This is a genomic window from Caenibius tardaugens NBRC 16725, from assembly GCF_003860345.1.
In the GTDB taxonomy this organism is placed as follows: Bacteria; Pseudomonadota; Alphaproteobacteria; order Sphingomonadales; family Sphingomonadaceae; genus Caenibius; species Caenibius tardaugens.
On record NZ_CP034179.1, the window covers coordinates 43,693 to 60,399 of the forward strand.

Below are 16,707 nucleotides of genomic sequence, written 5' to 3' on the forward strand. Positions count from 1 at the left end.
ATGTGGCCATGCCCGACACCAGGGAAGGCGATAACGGTAACGGAGATGCGGACAGTAGACGCAGCCTTTGGCGCGTTATCCGGCGTTTCTTCGACGGCGAACCTGGCGACCAGTCGCTTCGCGCGCAACTTGAGGAAGTGATCGACGAGCACGAGGAGGAACACAGCAGCCCCTCTGATGCCCCCAGAAAGGGCGACCTTTCTGCCGTCGAACTGCAAATGTTGCGCAACCTTCTGCATTTCAGCGAGCACGATGCCGACGACGTCGCCATCCCGCGCAGCGAAATCATCGCCATTTCGGCCGATGCTTCGTGGGACGAACTCGTCGCCAGTTTTGCCGAGCACGGTCATTCGCGCATGCCCGTTTACAGGGATACGCTCGATTCCGTGATCGGCATGATGCACGTGAAGGACGTCTTCACCTATCTGGCCAGAAACGAACGCGCAGCAGACTGGACCACGTTGATGCGGCAACCGCTCTACGTGCCGCAATCGCGCGGCGCGCTGGATGTGCTGGCGGATATGCGCAGCCGCCGCATCCACCTCGCTGTTGTTGTGGACGAATATTCCGGTGTCGATGGCATTATCACGATCGAGGATCTCGTCGAAGAAATCGTCGGCGATATCGAGGATGAACACGACGATGCGCCCGAAGAACTGGTCGTATCGATCGGCAATGGCATGTGGGATGCCGATGCGCGCGCGGAACTCGACGATATCTCGGATAAGATCGATCCGCGACTTGCCGAAGTGGATGAAGCAGTCGATACTCTCGGCGGGCTGGCATTCGTGCTGGCAGGACAAGTGCCGCCCATCGGGACGGTGCTGGAACATACGAGCGGATGGCGGATTGAGGTGACCGACGGTGATGAACGCCATGTCACACGGTTGCGCCTCCATGCGCCGACAACTGACGACAACGGAACTGAAGACTAGGATTATCAGTGGCAACGCGACGCTTACCACCGCTTCGCGCGCTTGAAGCTTTTGTGCGCATCGTTCGTCTGGGTTCCGCCCGGGCGGCGGCGGAAGAACTTGCCCTCTCGCCGTCTGCGCTGTCACGGCGGGTCGCCAATCTGGAAGAGTTTATCGGCAAGAAACTGTTCACCCGCGCACATCAGTCGATGCAACTCACCGACGATGGGCGGGCCTTCTATGACGCGGTTTCCCCCCATCTTGAGGCTCTGGCTGCCGCCGTGGAGGATCAGTCGGAGAACCTGACGCTCTGGCGCCTGCATCTGGGCGTTTTGCCCCTGTTCGGCAGCCAGCGCCTGTTCCCTCGCCTGCCGGAGCTGCGCAAGCTGCATCCCCGCCTGCATATCGACATGGACACCGGCCCCCATCTGGAAACGCGGGTGGGCGATACGCTCGATTGCGCCATTCTGCTGGTGCGGGAGCCGGACCCTTCGTTCCATTCGTTCCGGCTCGATCACAATCAGGTCTATGCGATCTGCGCACGCCATGTGGCCGATGAAATCGGAGAGAAGCCCACTCTTGCGGCGCTGTCCGACCAGACATTCCTGGTACATCAGGAAATGCCCGACAGTTTCAGTGCGTGGAAAAATGCCGTTGGACTGGGCCGTCTGGAACCTGCCGCCATCGATCATTACGATTCCGGGCAGCTCCTTCTCGAAGCCGCAGCGCAGGGCCTTGGTATCGCGATCATGCACGATGACCATTTCCGGCGTGCCGGGGACAAGCGGCTGGCCTTGCTGTTTCCCGACAAGGACGTCGAAAGCCCCTACAGCTACTGGTTTGTGTGCCGGCCCAAAGCGCTCGACACGCGCCCGGTCCGGGTATTCTACGAATGGCTTGTGAACGCCGGCTTGTAAACGCCGCTGCACCAAAGCACGATCGCCCATAGAAAAACGGCCGGGAAATCCACTTTCCCGGCCGTTTCGCTTTGATCAGGAGATCGTCGCCTTGATGATCTTGCCCGGATTTGCGGGCGGCTCACCCTTGGGCAGCGCATCGATATGGTCCATGCCGCTCTCGACTTCACCCCAGACGGTGTACTGCTTGTCGAGGAAGCGCGCATCGTCGAAGCAGATGAAGAACTGGCTGTTCGCGCTGTGCGGATAGGATGTCCGCGCCATGGAACAAACGCCGCGCACGTGGGGCTGGTCGTTGAATTCGGCCTGGAGATCAGGCTTGTCCGAACCACCCATGCCGGTGCCGTTGGGGCAACCGCCCTGCGCCATGAACCCGGGGATGACACGGTGGAAGGTAATTCCGTCGTAGAAGCCTTCTTTCACCAGTTCGGTGATACGCGCGACATGGCCGGGTGCCAGATCGGGACGCAGCTTGATGACAACATCGCCGCTGTCGAGTGTAAGAGTCAGTTTTTCATCGGCCATGGGGCAAAACTCCTGATTGAACGGCCGTGGATATAAGCGTCATCCACGCAATGTCACCCCGCCTGTTGCAATTGTTGCGGCGCGCAATAGGAGAGGCGCATGACGCCGGATGAACTCGACGAACTGGACCGCACCGAGTCGCCCCCGGTGGAGGAGGAGCGCGAACAGTTCGACGAAGACAACCGGCTGAAAGCCGAATTCGTCGATGCGGTGACCCAGGCGCTCGACGACGGCGACGATACCCGCGTTTACGAGCTGGTCGAGCCGCTTCACCCCGCTGATATCGCTGACTTGTTCGAACTGCTCGAACGGGATGAGCGCGCGCCGCTGGCCAAGGCGATTTCCGACCTGATGACCGGCGATGTCATCGCCGAACTCAACGATCACGTCCGCGAGGACATGGTCGAGGCACTGCCCCCGAAGCTGTTGCCGAAATCGCCGATCAGCTCGATACCGATGACGCCGTCCAGCTGATCGAGGATCTCGAGCCGGAAGATCAGGCTGCGATTCTCGCGGAGATGGAGCCGGAAGGGCGCGCCGCAGTCGAAAGCGCGCTGTCTTACCCGGAAGAAACCGCCGGTCGCCTGATGCAGCGCGACCTTGTCGCTGTACCGGAGCATATGAGCGTCGGCGATCTCATCGATTACCTGCGCGACAACAGCAATCTGACGACCGAATTCTGGGAAGTGTTCATTGTCGATCCGCAGCACAAGCCGGTGGGCACCTGCCAGCTTTCGTGGATTTTGCGGACCCCGCGCGCCATCCCGCTGACCGACGTGATGAAGCGCGACCAGACCCTGATCCCGGTGACGATGGATCAGGAAGAAGTCGCGCTGCAATTCCAGAAATACGCGCTGATTTCCGCCGCTGTCGTGGACGAAGCCGGGCGGCTTGTCGGCCAGCTTACCGTCGACGATATCGTGCACATCATTCAGGAAGAAGCGGACGAAGACGTCATGCTTCTGTCCGGTGCCGGCGATGGTGACATTAACGAGCCGATCCGCGAGGCCTATGCCGCCCGTGTGCGCTGGCTCATTGCCAACATGCTCACTGCCGCGCTGGCATCCACGATCATCGCGACGTTTGAAGATACGATCGCCAAGATGGTGGCACTGGCCACGCTTATGCCGATTGTCGCTGGGATCGGCGGCAATGCGGGTACGCAGACACTGGCGGTAACCGTTCGCGCCCTCGCCACCAACCAGTTGACGGCCAGTAACGCCTGGCGTGCGGTTCGGCGCGAAATGGGCATTGCCTTGCTCAACGGCGCGACAGTCTCCGTGGTGATCGGCAGTGTCGTGACCGTGCTGTTCCATAACCCCTTGCTGGGGCTGGTGATCGCGCTGGCCATGCTGACCAATATCTTCATTGCCGGGCTGGCCGGGGTATTCGTTCCGCTCACGCTGGAACGGTTCAAGGTCGACCCGGCGATATCCTCATCGATTTTCGTCACGATGACGACGGATTCGATGGGTTTTCTTGCATTTTTGGGGCTTGCCACGATCAGCGGTCTGGTTTCCTGATTCCCACCCTTGTCTGTGCGCGCAACAGGCCTATCTCGGTCTGATGCCCCTGCACATGACCAAGATCGCCTTTGGTGCGAAAAGCGTGGATGATCTGCGGGATTGGCTGGAACGCGATCATCAGGCCATTCTCAACACACGCTATCTTCCCAAACGCCACGATGAGATGGTGGGCGGCTCGCTATACTGGATATACGAACACGCCCTTGTGGGCCGCAGCCCCATTCTCGGGTTTTCGCAGCGCGATGACGGGCGCTGGAACATCATGCTGGAGCCGCGCCTGATTGCGGTCGAACCGCGTGCCAAGCGCGCCCATCAGGGCTGGCGCTATCTCAAAGATGAAGACGCCCCGGCCGATCTTGGCAGCGGCACGATGGCTGGCGATGTCCTTCCGGGCCATCTTGTGAAGGAACTGGCGAAGCTCGGGCTGGTCTGACCATGCCCCCTTGCCCGATGCCACCACAGCGCACCTGAAAGACATATGCGATGAACCAACGCGATACAGATGGCTGGCGCCCCATGACAACTGCCGATCTGCCCGCCGTTCAGATGATTTCGGACGCGGTCCACGGCGCCTATACCGAACCCAAGGGCATTCTTGCCGAACGGCTGACGCTCTATCCCGAAGGCTGCCAGACTCTGGAACGCGGCGGCGTGGTCGTGGGCTATATCATCACCCATCCCTGGCATCGGGACACACCGCCCAAGCTCGGGCAGCCACTGGGCGCAATCCCCGAGGAATCCGATACCTACTACCTGCACGATATCGCCCTGTTGCCTGCCGGACGCGGCGGCGGTTCAGGCCGTGCAGCCACTGATTTTACCGTGATGCAGGCCCGTGCCGGCGGTTTTGCCGATATCACGCTGATTGCGGTCAACGGTGCCGACAGCTTCTGGGCATCGCAGGGATTTGCCTATGTCGAAGGGGGCGATGCCGTCACCTATGGTGAAGGCACCTATCTGATGCGCCGCATCGTCAGCGACTAGGCGCCCTTCCCCAGCCACCATTTCAACAGCTGATGCGCGACGGCCACCGGCGGCGGCGCGATGAACGGAGCTGCCGCCCCGGCCTGTCCCCCCATGGCCACCGCGATGTCATCGCGCGTGAACCAGCGGGCATCTTCCAACTCGGTCTTGTCGATGATCAGCCGGTCATCTTCCGCCGTGGCATGGCAACCGATCATCATCTGCGCGGGAAAAGGCCATGGTTGACTGACAACGTATTTCACGTCCGTCACACGCACCCCGGCTTCTTCCATCACTTCGCGTGCGACCGCTTCCTCGATCGTTTCGCCCGGTTCCACGAAACCGGCCAGTGCCGAGAAAAAGCCTTCGGGAAACCGCGGTTGCCGCCCCAGCAACAGCCGCCCTTCGTGCTCCACCAGCATGATTGTCACAGGATCGACCCGAGGGAAATGTTCCGCATTGCAGGTCCCGCAATTGCGCTGCCAGCCGCCCTTGGCAGGCGCCGTGGGGGCGCCGCATTTTGCGCAAAAACGATGGCGTGCATGCCAATCGACCACACTGCGCGCCATGCCATAAATCGCCAGATCGTCGGATGGCATACCGCTCATGATGCGGCGCATGGCATTGCCCATCGCGGCAGGCCCTGCATCACCTGCCGCCGGGATCGGCGCGAAACACACGCGCCCTTCCATCAGCCCGAGAAACACCAGTTCCGCACCGCCAGCATCGGCCAGCGAGCCCCATTGCAGACGGTTTTCGTCATCCATCACGGGATCCAGCCCTTCGAGCAGGAGCAGAAGCGCGCGTTCATCCTTCAACGCTTCCAGCGCTACGGGATCGTTGCGGATATGATCTGCACGATCGAGCGGCTGTCCCGAAAAACCGATTTGCAATTCTGTCATGCATTCACCCCCAATGCCGCGATCGCATCTTTCATTGCGACCTGCGGGAACTCTCCTTGTATCGGATAGGCCGATGCGGGCATGTATTGCGCGTAAAAGCCGCCACGCCAACCACGTTTCATATCGACGAAGCCCATTGTGCCTGCCGCACCGGCCCAGCCGAATGTTCCGGCCTCGACCCCCAGCCCCACGCGCCCGCCCGCACCGAAGCCGCCGCCCGTGGCGAACGTGCCAACCGTGCTGATCCCTGCCGGCAGGAGGTTGCTGGTGCCGATGCGCACGGCCTCTTCGCCGATAATGCGCTTGCCTTCGAACTTGCCATAACCCAGCAGCATGCGCAGAAACCGGTCATAATCGCGGGGGCTGCTCACCAACCCGGCCCCGCCGAACGGGAAGGCCGGTTTCATCGCGAAAACAGAAGCCGTGCCCGGATCGAGCGGCAGAAGGACGCCCTGCATGATCCCGTAATTGGTCGTCATCCGACGCACCTGATCCTGCGGCACCTGAAACCACGTGCTGGTCATCCCCAGGGGATCGAACAGGCGTTCCTGCAAAAACGCATCGAATGTCTGGCCTGATACGACCTCGATCACCCTGCCAAGCAGATCGAGACCGACCGAATAGCTCCACTTCGTGCCCGGCTGATAGACCAGCGGCATATCGGCCAACCGATCCGCAAATTGCGTGAGGGTCAACGTCGTGTTCCGTGTGCCGAACAGCTCTGCAATGGGCAGGCGACTGATCTGGCCCGGTACCAGCCCGGCCTGCACATAGGCGGTCTTGATCGGCCCATTCTGGATAATCGAATAGCCCAGACCGGATGTGTGGGTGAGCAGATGGCGGATCGTGATCGGGCGTTGTGCCGGTACCAGATCGGTGATCGAACCATCCGGCACACGCTGGACTTGCATGCTGGTGTATTTGGGCAGGATATCGGCCAGAGGCTGATCGAGCTTCAGCTTGCCATCATCGATCAGCGCCATCACCGCCATCCCGGTGACCGGCTTGGTCATTGAATAGATACGGAATAGGCTGTCGCCATCCATCGGCGCGCCTTCAAAGGTGCGCTGCCCCCGTGCGACGAACTGCAGCGCGTCCTGCCCCAGCCCCATGGCTGCGATCGCCCCCGCCAGTTTGCCGCTGCGCACATAGCCATCCGTGAACTGTGTCACCCCCGGCCATACCTCTGCCTGCGGGCCGCTTTTCGCCCAGGCAAATGACGGTGCCAACGCCAGCGACGCCCCCAGCGCGGCCGTGCCACCCATAAAGATTCTGCGCGTTGCGTAAGTGTTGATCTGGTCCGTCATTCTGTTTCTCCCACCAATGCCAGTCGTGCGGCCTTGGCAAAAACTGTCGGCAAGCCTGCATCGTCAAGGCGATCGAGCGGCCACCATTCACCGTGTCTGCTATCGAGTGCAGCCCACTGCGCCCCATCGTAAAGCGCCAGGGAGAGGTGAAGCGAAAAATGGGTGAAGCCATGCTGAACCACCCCGCCCCGGCGCCATGTTCCGTCCAGCGGTGTCGTCCCATGTCCGTCGCTGCGCGCGGTCCAGTTGTCGTCAGGCAGGGCGCGCATACCACCCAGCAACCCCTTTCCCGGCCGCCGCACCAGCCAGACCTGCCCTTCACGCATGATCCAGTAAGCCGTGCCATGGCGTTCCGGGCGCGCTTTCTTGGGGGCCTTTACCGGAAACCGGGCCGGTTCCCCCCCTGCGCGCGCCGCGCAGTCTGATGTCAGCGGGCACAGCAGGCATCGCGGTTCGCGCGCCGTGCAGATCGTCGCCCCCAGATCCATCATCGCCTGTGCGAAATCACCCGACCGGCTTTGCGGCGTAATGCTGTCCGCGTGATACCGGATCGCCTTGCGCGCGCCGGGCAGCGGTTCATCGATCGCGAACAGGCGCGCTACCACGCGTTCGACATTGGCATCGACCACAACCGCCCGCCTGCCAAAGGCAATCGCCGCCACCGCCGCCGCCGTATAGGCGCCCAGACCGGGCAGTGCGCGCAGTTCACTCTCGCTTTCGGGAAATCCCCCCCGTTCCATCACCGCACGCGCGCAGGCCACCAGATTGCGTGCCCGCGAATAATAGCCAAGCCCAGCCCAGGCCGCCATGATCTCTTCTTCGGGTGCCGCGGCAAGCGCCGCGATAGAAGGCCAGCGTTCTGTAAACTTCGTAAAATAGGCGATGACTGCCGCAACCGTGGTTTGCTGCAGCATCACTTCGGAAAGCCACACCCGATAGGGATCGGGTGCCGGTGTTCCGGGGGGGCTGCGCCATGGCAGCACACGCGCACACTTGTCGTACCAGTCGAGTAAACGCGCGGTGACACTATCCTCCATGCGGCTCCTATGGCATGGCCTTGGATGCAATGGAACCGGATGAGCCCAAACCGAAAAAGACGTCCAAAAGCGGCGGCCCGAAAAGCGGCAACAAGGCCAAGCCTTACGAACGCCCGCGTGGCGGACAGGCACGCGCCATCGGCGATCTCATGCCCCAGATCGGCCGTACGGCGTTTCGCCGGTTTGGCTTCGTGCAATCCAGCGTTGTTACCCGGTGGCCGGACATCGTGGGCGAGACGCATGCCCGCGCCTGCATTCCTGAATCCATTCGTTTCCCACCCGGCGAAAAGAGCGAAGGCATCCTGCAACTGGTGGTCAAGCCCGCCCACGCGCCACTGATCCAGCAGGTTATCCCCGAAATCATCGAACGGGTGAATCGCTTCTTTGGCTACAATGCCGTCGCGCGGATCAAAATCCGGCAAGGCGTGGTTAAGGCGCCCGATGCGCAAAAGCGCGCAGACGCGCCGCCTTCGCTCAAGCCGATCCCGATGGAACTGGGCGATTCGTTGCGTGACATCGGAGACGCGGAATTGCGAACCGTGCTGGAATCACTCGCCCGCAGTCTGGGCGGTAAGGAAAAGGGGTCGAAGTGAGGATGATGCGCAAGGCACTCGTAGTTGCCGCTCTGGCGACCGTTGCCGTGGCGGCCGGGGCCGCAACGCGGCCGAACTGGAACAGCTATGTGGTGGAAACCGAAGGGGGCGGCCACCGGCTCGGTAATCCGGCCGCAAAAGTCCCGGTGATCGAATTCGTCAGCTACACCTGTTCGCATTGCGCCCATTTCGAAAAAGAGTCGGATGGCCCGCTACGGCTGTCCTATATCGCGCCGGGCAAGGCCTCGTTCGAGGTTCGCCCGTTCATCCGCAATCCTGTCGATCTTGCCGCCACGCTGCTGGCCGAATGCGGACCGAAAGAAAAATTCTTTGCCAATCATACCGCGATCCTGCGCAGTCAGGATCAATGGCTGAAGCGGATTTCCGAAACGACCGCTGCAACGCAAGCCCGCTGGCGCACCGGATCGATGCCGGAAAGGATGCGCGCCGTCGCCGGTGATGCCGGGTTTTACGAGATCATGGCCCGACGGGGATACGATCGCGTCGCCACGAACAAGTGTCTTGCCGAAGAAGCCGTGGCCAGACGCATCGCGGCGCAAAGCAAGGCCGATGCCGACAGCTTCGGGATCGAAGGAACACCCAGCTTCGCCATCGGTGGTAAGCTGCTCGATAATGTCCACACCTGGGAAACCTTGCAGCAGGCGATCGACTCCCGCCTTTAGCTTTTCACTGCTTCTCAATTTTTGTGGAATACACCAGATGTGGGGCCCACCGCTCTTTGCCCACCGCAATTGTTGGGATAACCTCACCCTTTCCAGCAAGGAACCATCATGACGAAACTGCTCCGCCGCGCCGCTCTTGTCGCACTGATTGCCCCTCTTTCGTTGGGGCTGGCAGCTTGCGGATCGAAAGACAGCCCTGCCGGCACTGCGGAAAAGGGTGAGAAGATCGCCGCGATTGCCCCGCCTGCGGGCAAGCAGTGGGCGGACGTGATCACTGTCACCCCCGAAGACGGTTATCGTATGGGCAATCCCGATGCACCGCTAAAGCTGGTGGAATATGCATCGCTCACCTGCCCGCACTGCGCGCATTTCTCTGCGGAAGGCGGGGCCAAACTGCGCGAGCAATATGTGGCAAGCGGCGTGGTGAGCTACGAATTGCGCAATCAGATCCATGATGGGCTCGACCTGACCATGGCGATGCTCACCCGTTGCGGTACGCCCGAAAGCTATATCGCGCTGAGCGAGCAGGTATGGGCCAATCAGGAAGCGATCGTTCAGGGTGTGCAGGCCAATGGTGAAAAGGTTGAAGCCGCGATGAAGCTCGAAAACCAGAGCGCCCGCTACAAGGCCATTGCCGATGCCGCCGGGCTGACCGAATTTTTCGCGGCACGCGGTATTTCCCGCGATCAGGCCGCCACCTGCCTTGCGAAACCGGGCTTTGCCGAAGCGATTGTCCAGCGTTCGACCAAGCAATCGGAAGAACTGGGCATCGATGGCACGCCATCCTTCCTGTTGAACGGCAGCAAGATCGAACCGCAGACCTGGGAAGCGTTGGAGCCTGTCCTGCAATCCGCTGGCGCACGCTGATGCGTCGGGCACGATAACAGGAGGCTGTGGGGCACGATGAAGATCAAGAAGCTCAAATTATCGGGCTTCAAGAGCTTCGTCGAACCTGCGGAACTGCGCATTGAACGGGGCCTGACCGGCGTGGTCGGCCCCAATGGTTGCGGCAAATCCAATCTGCTGGAAGCGATCCGTTGGGTGATGGGGGAAAACTCCCCCAAATCCATGCGATCAGGCGGCATGGAAGACGTGATCTTTGCCGGCACCGCGCAGCGCCCGCCGCGCGATTTCGCCGAAGTGGTTCTCCAGTGCGAGGATTCCGACAACGAGGAACTGGAAGTCACGCGCCGGATCGAACGCGGCGCTGGCAGTGCCTATCGCGTCAATGGCCGGGATGTCCGGGCCAAGGATATTGCGCTGGTCTTCGCCGATGCCGCCACGGGCGCACATAGCCCCGCTCTGGTCAGTCAGGGCAAGATTGCCGGGATTATCACTGCCAAACCCGCCGAACGGCGGCAAATGCTGGAAGAAGCCGCCGGGATTGCCGGGTTGCATGTCCGGCGCAAGGACGCGGAAAGCAAGCTGCGCCAGACCGAAGCCAATCTCGCCCGTCTGGAAGACCTGATGGCCGGGCTGGATACGCAGATTTCCTCGCTCCGTCGGCAGGCAAAGCAGGCGGAACGGTACAAGGCCCTATCCACGCAGATTCAGGTGGCAGAAGCGCGTATGCTGTTTGCCCGGTGGCGTGATGCAGCGACCGCCGCGGAAGCCGCCCGGGCCGAAGCGCAGGCCTGCGATGCGCGCGTCACCACCGCGCAGAAGGCCACCACGCAAGCTCAGCAGGCGCAAACAGCCGCCGCGATTGCCCTGTCGCAAGCACGCGAAACACTGGCCGACCGGCGCGACGATGCCAGCGCGCACGGCCATCGCATGGCTTCGCTGACCAGCCAGTTGGAGGCTGCCGAACAACGCCTTGCCGATCTGGACCGGCAACGTACGCGTCTGGAAGAAGATCGCGGCGATGCCGACCGGATGACTCGCGATGCCGCAGAAGCACTCGCCCGGCTGGAAACGGAACTGGCCGATAGCCAGAAGTCCCTCGCTGCGGATGAACAGGCCCGCCCCGGGCTGGCGGCAAAGCTGGAGGATGGCGAACGCGCCGCGCGCGCAGCGGAACTCGCCTTTGCCAAGGCAACCGCCGATCACGCTGGCGTGGAAGCCGAATGGCGCGTGGCAGAGGCGGAACTGGCGCAGGCCCGCGCCCGGCTTGACCGGCTGTCGCAGGAAGCGCGCAGGCAGGACGAAATGCGGGCGGCGCTCGCCGCGCAGGACGATCCGGAAATCGCCGTTCTAGCCGCCCGACAGGCGGTGGATTCCGCCACTGCCGCACTCGCATCGCTGCGCGATAGCCTGAATGCGCGGCAATCGCGCAAGGAAGAGCTTTCCACCGTCCGTGACGAAGCGGGTGCCGCTTTGGCTGCGGCCAAGGCGGAAATGGCGGGCATCGAACGCGAATTCGGTGCCTTGCAGCGCGATCGCGATGCGCGCGCCAAGCAGGCGGCGAACAAGCATGGCCTTCCGTCCGCGCTGGATCGCGTGCGCGCCGCCTCCGGATACGAACGTGCGCTGGCCGCCGTTCTGGGCCGCGACGCCAAGGCCCCGCTGGGCCAACCCGACGCCGCCACCGAAGGGCGCTTCTGGACCGGATCGCCCGCCCCTGCGGCAGTCGCAGACAGTTTGCTGCACCATGTGCCCGATTGCCCGCCCGAACTGGCTGCGCGGCTCGCGCTGGTCCATGTGTCCGATGCCGACACCGGCCAGCCGCTTGCCCCCGGGGAATGGCTGGTCACACGCGATGGCCGCTTGCGTCGTTGGGATGGCTTTGTCGCACGCGGCGAAGGGGCCGCAGAAGCGGCGCGGCTGGAAGCGGAAAACCGCTTTACGGAACTGGAGCAGGAACTGCCCGGCAAGCGCGCTGTGGTGGAACAGGCAAGTGCCGCACAACAGGATGCACAGGAACAGCTGGCGGACCTGCAACGCGCGCTGGTGGCCGCCGAGCGAGAAATAGCCAGCGCGGCCGATACGGAACGGACCGCGCTGCGCACGCTCGATCAGGCTGAAGCCGCGCGCGAACGGCTTGCCGCGCGTCTTGCAGAACTGGACGTCACGGCCAACGACCTTGCCGAACAGCGCGCGCAGGCGCAGCAGGAGTGCGAGACGGCACAGGAACGGCGCGCAACGCTACCCGACCCGGAACATGGCCGTTCCACACTGGCTGCCGCGCAAGCCCGACACGAGGCCGCGCGGGCAAGCTTGCAGGCGGCCACGGCAGAACTCGCCGCGCACGATCAGGCTCTGGCCGTCGCGCGCGAACGCACAGCGGCACGCGCGACGGACATGCGGAGCTGGCAGTCGCGTTCCGACGAAGCCATTCGTCGCCTGTCCGAAATGGCCCGTCGTTTCGAGGAAATCGAAACCGAGCGCGCCGTCGTCGCTGCCAAACCCGCCGCGCTCATGCGCGATATCGAACAGGGTGATGTGGTGCGCGACCGGCTGGGCAACGAACTGGCCGATGCGGAAAGCACGCTTGCCGATGCAGACGCAGCGGCACGGGCCATCGATGCGCATCTGGCCGAAGCCAACGAAGCATTGGCCAGCGCCCGTGAAGATCGCGCCGGGGCCAGCGCACGCGCGGAAAACGAGGAAGCCCGCCGTAGCGAGATGATGCGCATTTCGGGGGAGCGTTTCCAGTGCCCGCCACCATTGCTGGTCAGCCGCTTTGGCTTCGCGGAATCGGACATTGCCGATTCTGCGGCGGAATCGGCCTCGCTGGAAAAACTGACCGCCGATCGCGAACGCATTGGCCCGGTCAATCTCGTCGCCGCCGATGAACTGGCCGAAATCGAGACGCGCCATGGCGAAAGCGCGGCGGAACAGGCGGAACTGGCCGAAGCCGTGCATCGGTTGCGCGGTTCCATCGGCAGCCTCAATCGCGAAGGGCGCGAACGGTTGCGCGCCGCGTTCGAGGAAGTAGACGGACATTTCCGGCGCCTGTTCACCCGGTTGTTCGAAGGCGGGCAAGCCCATCTGGCGCTGATCGATTCCGACGATCCGCTGGAAGCCGGCCTCGAAATCTACGCCCAACCGCCGGGCAAGCGCCTGCAATCGCTCAGCCTGCTGTCCGGCGGCGAACAGGCCCTGACCGCAGTCGCCCTGATTTTCGCGCTGTTCCTGACCAATCCGGCCCCGATCTGCGTGCTCGACGAAGTCGATGCCCCGCTGGACGATGCCAATATCGATCGTTTCTGCGACCTGCTCGACGCCATGCAACGCGAAACCGAAACCCGTTATCTCATCGTCACCCATAATGCCGTCACCATGAGCCGTATGAACCGCCTGTTCGGCGTGACCATGGTCGAAAAGGGTGTTTCCCGGCTTGTCAGTGTCGATCTGGGCGCGGCGGAGCAATTGCTGGCTGCGGAATAGGGCGCATCCGCTTCGCAAACCTTGCCCCTGAGGCCCACCATCGCTACATGGCGGGCAAATTCCAAACAGTCAGCAGATACCCCCGAAGGACGACAATGGCCGCCCAATACGCATATGTCATGAAAAGCATGACAAAGACCTTCCCCGGCGCGCAGAAGCCGGTGCTCAACGACATCAACCTGCAGTTCTATCAGGGTGCCAAAATCGGCATCGTTGGCCCGAACGGCGTCGGTAAATCGACGCTGATGAAGATCATGGGCGGCATCGATACCGATTTCACCGGTGAAGCATGGCCGGGCGAAAACATCACGGTCGGCTATCTGGCGCAGGAACCGGAACTCGACACGAGCAAAACCGTGCTCGAAAACGTCAAGGACGGCGCCCGCGAAGTGGCCGACATGGTCGATCGCTTCAACGAGATTTCGATGCTGATGGCCGATCCGCCGGAAGATGCGGACTTCGATGCCCTGATGGACGAAATGGGCACGCTGCAGGAAAAGATCGACGCCGTGGATGGCTGGACGCTGGACAACCAGCTTGAAATCGCCATGGAAGCGCTACGTTGCCCGCCGGGCGACTGGCCGGTCGACAGCCTGTCCGGCGGTGAAAAGCGCCGCATCGCGCTGACCCGCCTCCTGATCCAGAAGCCGTCGATCCTGCTGCTCGACGAACCGACCAACCACCTTGACGCGGAATCGGTCGAATGGCTGGAAAACCACCTCAAGGAATATGCCGGTGCGGTGCTGATGATCACCCACGACCGCTACTTCCTCGACAATGTGGTGGGCTGGATTCTCGAACTCGATCGTGGCCGCTACTTCCCCTACGAAGGCAACTATTCGACCTATCTCGAAAAGAAGGCCAAACGTCTCGAACAGGAAGACCGCGAAGAAAGCGGCCGTTCCAAGGCGCTCAAGGAAGAACTCGAATGGATCCGGCAGACCCCTGCCGCCCGTCAGACCAAGAGCAAGGCCCGTATCCGCAAGTTCGAACAGTTGCAGGAAGCTCAGAACGATCGCCGCCCCGGTAAGGCCCAGATCGTCATTCAGGTTCCCGAGCGCCTTGGCGGCAAGGTCATCGAAGCCAAGGGCATTTCCAAGGCTTATGGTGACAAGCTGCTGTTCGAAGACCTTTCGTTCATGCTGCCCCCGGGCGGCATTGTCGGCGTGATCGGGCCGAACGGCGCGGGTAAATCGACGCTGTTCAAGATTCTGACTGGCAAGGAAACCCCGGATTCGGGCGAAGTGGCCATCGGTGAAACCGTCCGCCTCGGCTATGTTGATCAAAGCCGCGATCATCTTGATCCGTCGAAGAACGTCTGGGAAGAAATCTCCGACGGGCTCGATTATATGAAGGTCAACGGGCACGACACGTCGACCCGCGCCTATGTCGGCGCCTTCAACTTCAAGGGCGCAGACCAACAGAAGAACGTCGGCAAGCTTTCAGGCGGTGAACGCAACCGCGTGCACATGGCCAAGATGCTCAAGCAGGGCGGTAACGTACTGCTGCTCGACGAACCAACCAACGACCTTGACGTGGAAACGCTGGCAGCCCTCGAAGACGCGATTGAAAACTTCGCCGGTTGCGCCGTGGTCATCAGCCACGACCGCTTCTTCCTCGACCGTCTGGCAACGCACATCCTCGCCTTCGAAGGCAATAGCCATGTCGAATGGTTCGAAGGCAACTTCGAAGCGTACGAAGAAGACAAGCGTCGCCGTCTGGGCGACGCGGCTGACCGCCCGACGCGTCTGGCCTACAAGAAGCTGACACGCTGATCCTTCAGCACACCGCATAAGAAAGGGCCGCTTACCCAATGGTAAGCGGCCCTTTCTTATTGCTGCGTGGCTTCGATCGGTTCCGCAGATATTTGCGGTGAGGGATAATCATCCACAAACCCGGTAAAGGTCTCTCCACCTTTCAGCCGAGCACTGTCACCGCCGTTCAGAAGACCAAAGATACCAAAGCCCACGACAGCCATGAGCACGCCGCCAGCATTACCGCCGCCCTCATCATTGACCTCCCCACGCAGCGGGATTTGTCCACCGGGGGCATCAATATAAAGCAGTTTAACCACAAGCTTGCCCCCCTTGCCAACCGCACCGTTGCGCTGCGCCGAGAACACTTCAGCCCACGCATCCGTACCGACAGGAACAACGGGTTTGCCATTTATGAAGATGGGCTCACTTACGCGCAAACGAAAGCGCTCACCCACGACAGCTGTGCGACTATTGATTTCCTTGAGAATCATCAGGCGCACAGGTGTCCCCGGAGGCACTCTCGCGACTTCGGATGATGGAATTGCTTCTTCCGCAACCACTACCGGTACTGCTTCAGGCAAAGTTGCCTCAACCGCAGGACCAGAACCCAGCGTTGCTACGATTAATAGACCGGCACCTAACAAGGCTTATTCAACCGGCAGCCCGGCTTCTGAGCCAGCATTATCGGCTGGTGTCGACGACTGCGCAGAGGCATCACCCGCTGAAGCAGAAGCAACGCCGTGAGAGTCAGCAGGTGTCGGGGCCAAAAACTTGATCGCAACCCCTTTGGCTGCCGATGCCCCCCAGCTCAGTGCTGTTATCTTCGGATCACCGTACTCGGCCTTGACCACCGCATCGGCACCAAGTTTTTGGCCTCGCTCCCATAACTCGCGGTAAATTTTTTCCTGACTCGGTGCTTTGCTGAAAATGGTGGCCTTCCGTACGCTAGCTTTGACTTCGCCCAATACCTTGTAGGGACGATCAGTCAGATCATACGGGAATACGGGTACGCCAAACTCTTCGTTTACAAGCACTGTTTTTGCTGGTGCGTCTTCAGCCATGCCAGGTGAAGAAATCGCCATCACCAAAGCAGTAAAAGAAATCAAAATAGCGCGCATTATTACCCCCCCCGCAAATATCGGGTCACAATGCGCATTCATTAAATCCCGTCAACAGCAAATTACACCGTTTCCGTTGTATTGCCGGTGACGAAACGCGCGTCCCGTCACCGGCAATACACATTGATATTAGCCT

15 protein-coding genes and 1 pseudogene are annotated in these 16,707 nt (G+C 61.5%); 10 read left to right on the forward strand and 6 right to left on the reverse strand.

Translation table 11 applies throughout. From position 1 onward, the window contains the following. Nucleotides 1–8 precede the first annotated feature (8 nt). Both EGO55_RS00215 and EGO55_RS00220 read left to right on the forward strand, forming a co-directional pair. Complete coding sequence (locus EGO55_RS00215; RefSeq protein WP_040715055.1) at nucleotides 9–935, forward strand: hemolysin family protein; 927 nt, start codon at nucleotides 9–11, stop codon at nucleotides 933–935. An 8-nt stretch (nucleotides 936–943) separates the two neighbouring features. Continuing rightward, nucleotides 944–1,831, forward strand: coding sequence for a LysR substrate-binding domain-containing protein (locus EGO55_RS00220; protein WP_084619880.1), 888 nt, complete (start codon nucleotides 944–946; stop codon nucleotides 1,829–1,831). Nucleotides 1,832–1,906: 75 nt separating this feature from the next. Here EGO55_RS00220 and EGO55_RS00225 read toward each other — a convergent pair whose 3' ends face one another. Beyond that, entirely contained in the window at nucleotides 1,907–2,356 is a 450-nt protein-coding gene (locus tag EGO55_RS00225; protein ID WP_021688965.1) for a peptidylprolyl isomerase, read from the reverse strand. 99 nt (nucleotides 2,357–2,455) lie between these two features. Between EGO55_RS00225 and mgtE the strand changes: the two are divergent. From mgtE to EGO55_RS00240, 3 genes and pseudogenes are all read left to right on the forward strand, one after another. After that, a pseudogene (gene mgtE / locus EGO55_RS00230) lies at nucleotides 2,456–3,879 on the forward strand (magnesium transporter). Between the two features lie 43 nt (nucleotides 3,880–3,922). Further along, a complete protein-coding gene (locus EGO55_RS00235; protein ID WP_021688967.1) occupies nucleotides 3,923–4,315 on the forward strand; it encodes a DUF1489 family protein in 393 nt (130 codons plus the stop codon). A gap of 50 nt (nucleotides 4,316–4,365) precedes the next feature. Continuing rightward, entirely contained in the window at nucleotides 4,366–4,866 is a 501-nt protein-coding gene (locus tag EGO55_RS00240) for a GNAT family N-acetyltransferase (protein ID WP_021688968.1), read from the forward strand. On the opposite strand, the gene nudC is transcribed toward EGO55_RS00240, so the two are convergent. From nudC to mutY, 3 genes are read right to left on the reverse strand one after another with little or no spacing between them, the layout of a single operon-like run. Then, nucleotides 4,863–5,747, reverse strand: coding sequence for an NAD(+) diphosphatase (gene nudC, locus EGO55_RS00245; protein ID WP_021688969.1), 885 nt, complete (start codon nucleotides 5,745–5,747; stop codon nucleotides 4,863–4,865). The genes EGO55_RS00240 and nudC overlap by 4 nt on opposite strands. Further along, nucleotides 5,744–7,054, reverse strand: coding sequence for a serine hydrolase domain-containing protein (locus tag EGO55_RS00250; protein WP_021688970.1), 1,311 nt, complete (start codon nucleotides 7,052–7,054; stop codon nucleotides 5,744–5,746). The genes nudC and EGO55_RS00250 overlap by 4 nt, the downstream gene beginning before the upstream one ends. After that, nucleotides 7,051–8,091, reverse strand: a complete 1,041-nt coding sequence (gene mutY, locus EGO55_RS00255) for an A/G-specific adenine glycosylase (RefSeq protein WP_021688971.1) — start codon at nucleotides 8,089–8,091, stop codon at nucleotides 7,051–7,053. Before mutY ends, EGO55_RS00250 begins: the two co-directional genes overlap by 4 nt. Nucleotides 8,092–8,105: 14 nt before the next feature. Between mutY and EGO55_RS00260 the strand changes: the two genes are divergently transcribed. From EGO55_RS00260 to ettA, 5 genes are all read left to right on the forward strand, one after another. Further along, on the forward strand, nucleotides 8,106–8,684 hold the full coding sequence (locus EGO55_RS00260) for a DUF721 domain-containing protein (RefSeq protein ID WP_021688972.1): 579 nt from the start codon (nucleotides 8,106–8,108) through the stop codon (nucleotides 8,682–8,684). Nucleotides 8,685–8,686: 2 nt separating this feature from the next. After that, nucleotides 8,687–9,367: a thioredoxin domain-containing protein gene (locus EGO55_RS00265; RefSeq protein ID WP_021688973.1), complete on the forward strand. Its 681-nt coding sequence runs from the start codon at nucleotides 8,687–8,689 to the stop codon at nucleotides 9,365–9,367. 108 nt (nucleotides 9,368–9,475) lie between these two features. Then, nucleotides 9,476–10,234, forward strand: coding sequence for a thioredoxin domain-containing protein (locus EGO55_RS00270; RefSeq protein ID WP_021688974.1), 759 nt, complete (start codon nucleotides 9,476–9,478; stop codon nucleotides 10,232–10,234). Between the two features lie 36 nt (nucleotides 10,235–10,270). Further along, nucleotides 10,271–13,696, forward strand: coding sequence for a chromosome segregation SMC family protein (locus EGO55_RS00275; RefSeq protein ID WP_021688975.1), 3,426 nt, complete (start codon nucleotides 10,271–10,273; stop codon nucleotides 13,694–13,696). Nucleotides 13,697–13,791: 95 nt separating this feature from the next. After that, nucleotides 13,792–15,471: an energy-dependent translational throttle protein EttA gene (gene ettA / locus EGO55_RS00280; protein WP_021688976.1), complete on the forward strand. Its 1,680-nt coding sequence runs from the start codon at nucleotides 13,792–13,794 to the stop codon at nucleotides 15,469–15,471. 56 nt (nucleotides 15,472–15,527) lie between these two features. On the opposite strand, the gene EGO55_RS00285 is transcribed toward ettA, so the two are convergent. Continuing rightward, on the reverse strand, nucleotides 15,528–15,944 hold the full coding sequence (locus tag EGO55_RS00285; protein WP_040715000.1) for a hypothetical protein: 417 nt from the start codon (nucleotides 15,942–15,944) through the stop codon (nucleotides 15,528–15,530). Between the two features lie 156 nt (nucleotides 15,945–16,100). Continuing rightward, nucleotides 16,101–16,571 carry a hypothetical protein gene (locus EGO55_RS00290; protein ID WP_021688978.1) on the reverse strand — a complete coding sequence of 157 codons (471 nt, stop codon included), beginning with the start codon at nucleotides 16,569–16,571 and terminating at the stop codon, nucleotides 16,101–16,103. Nucleotides 16,572–16,707: the final 136 nt, after the last annotated feature.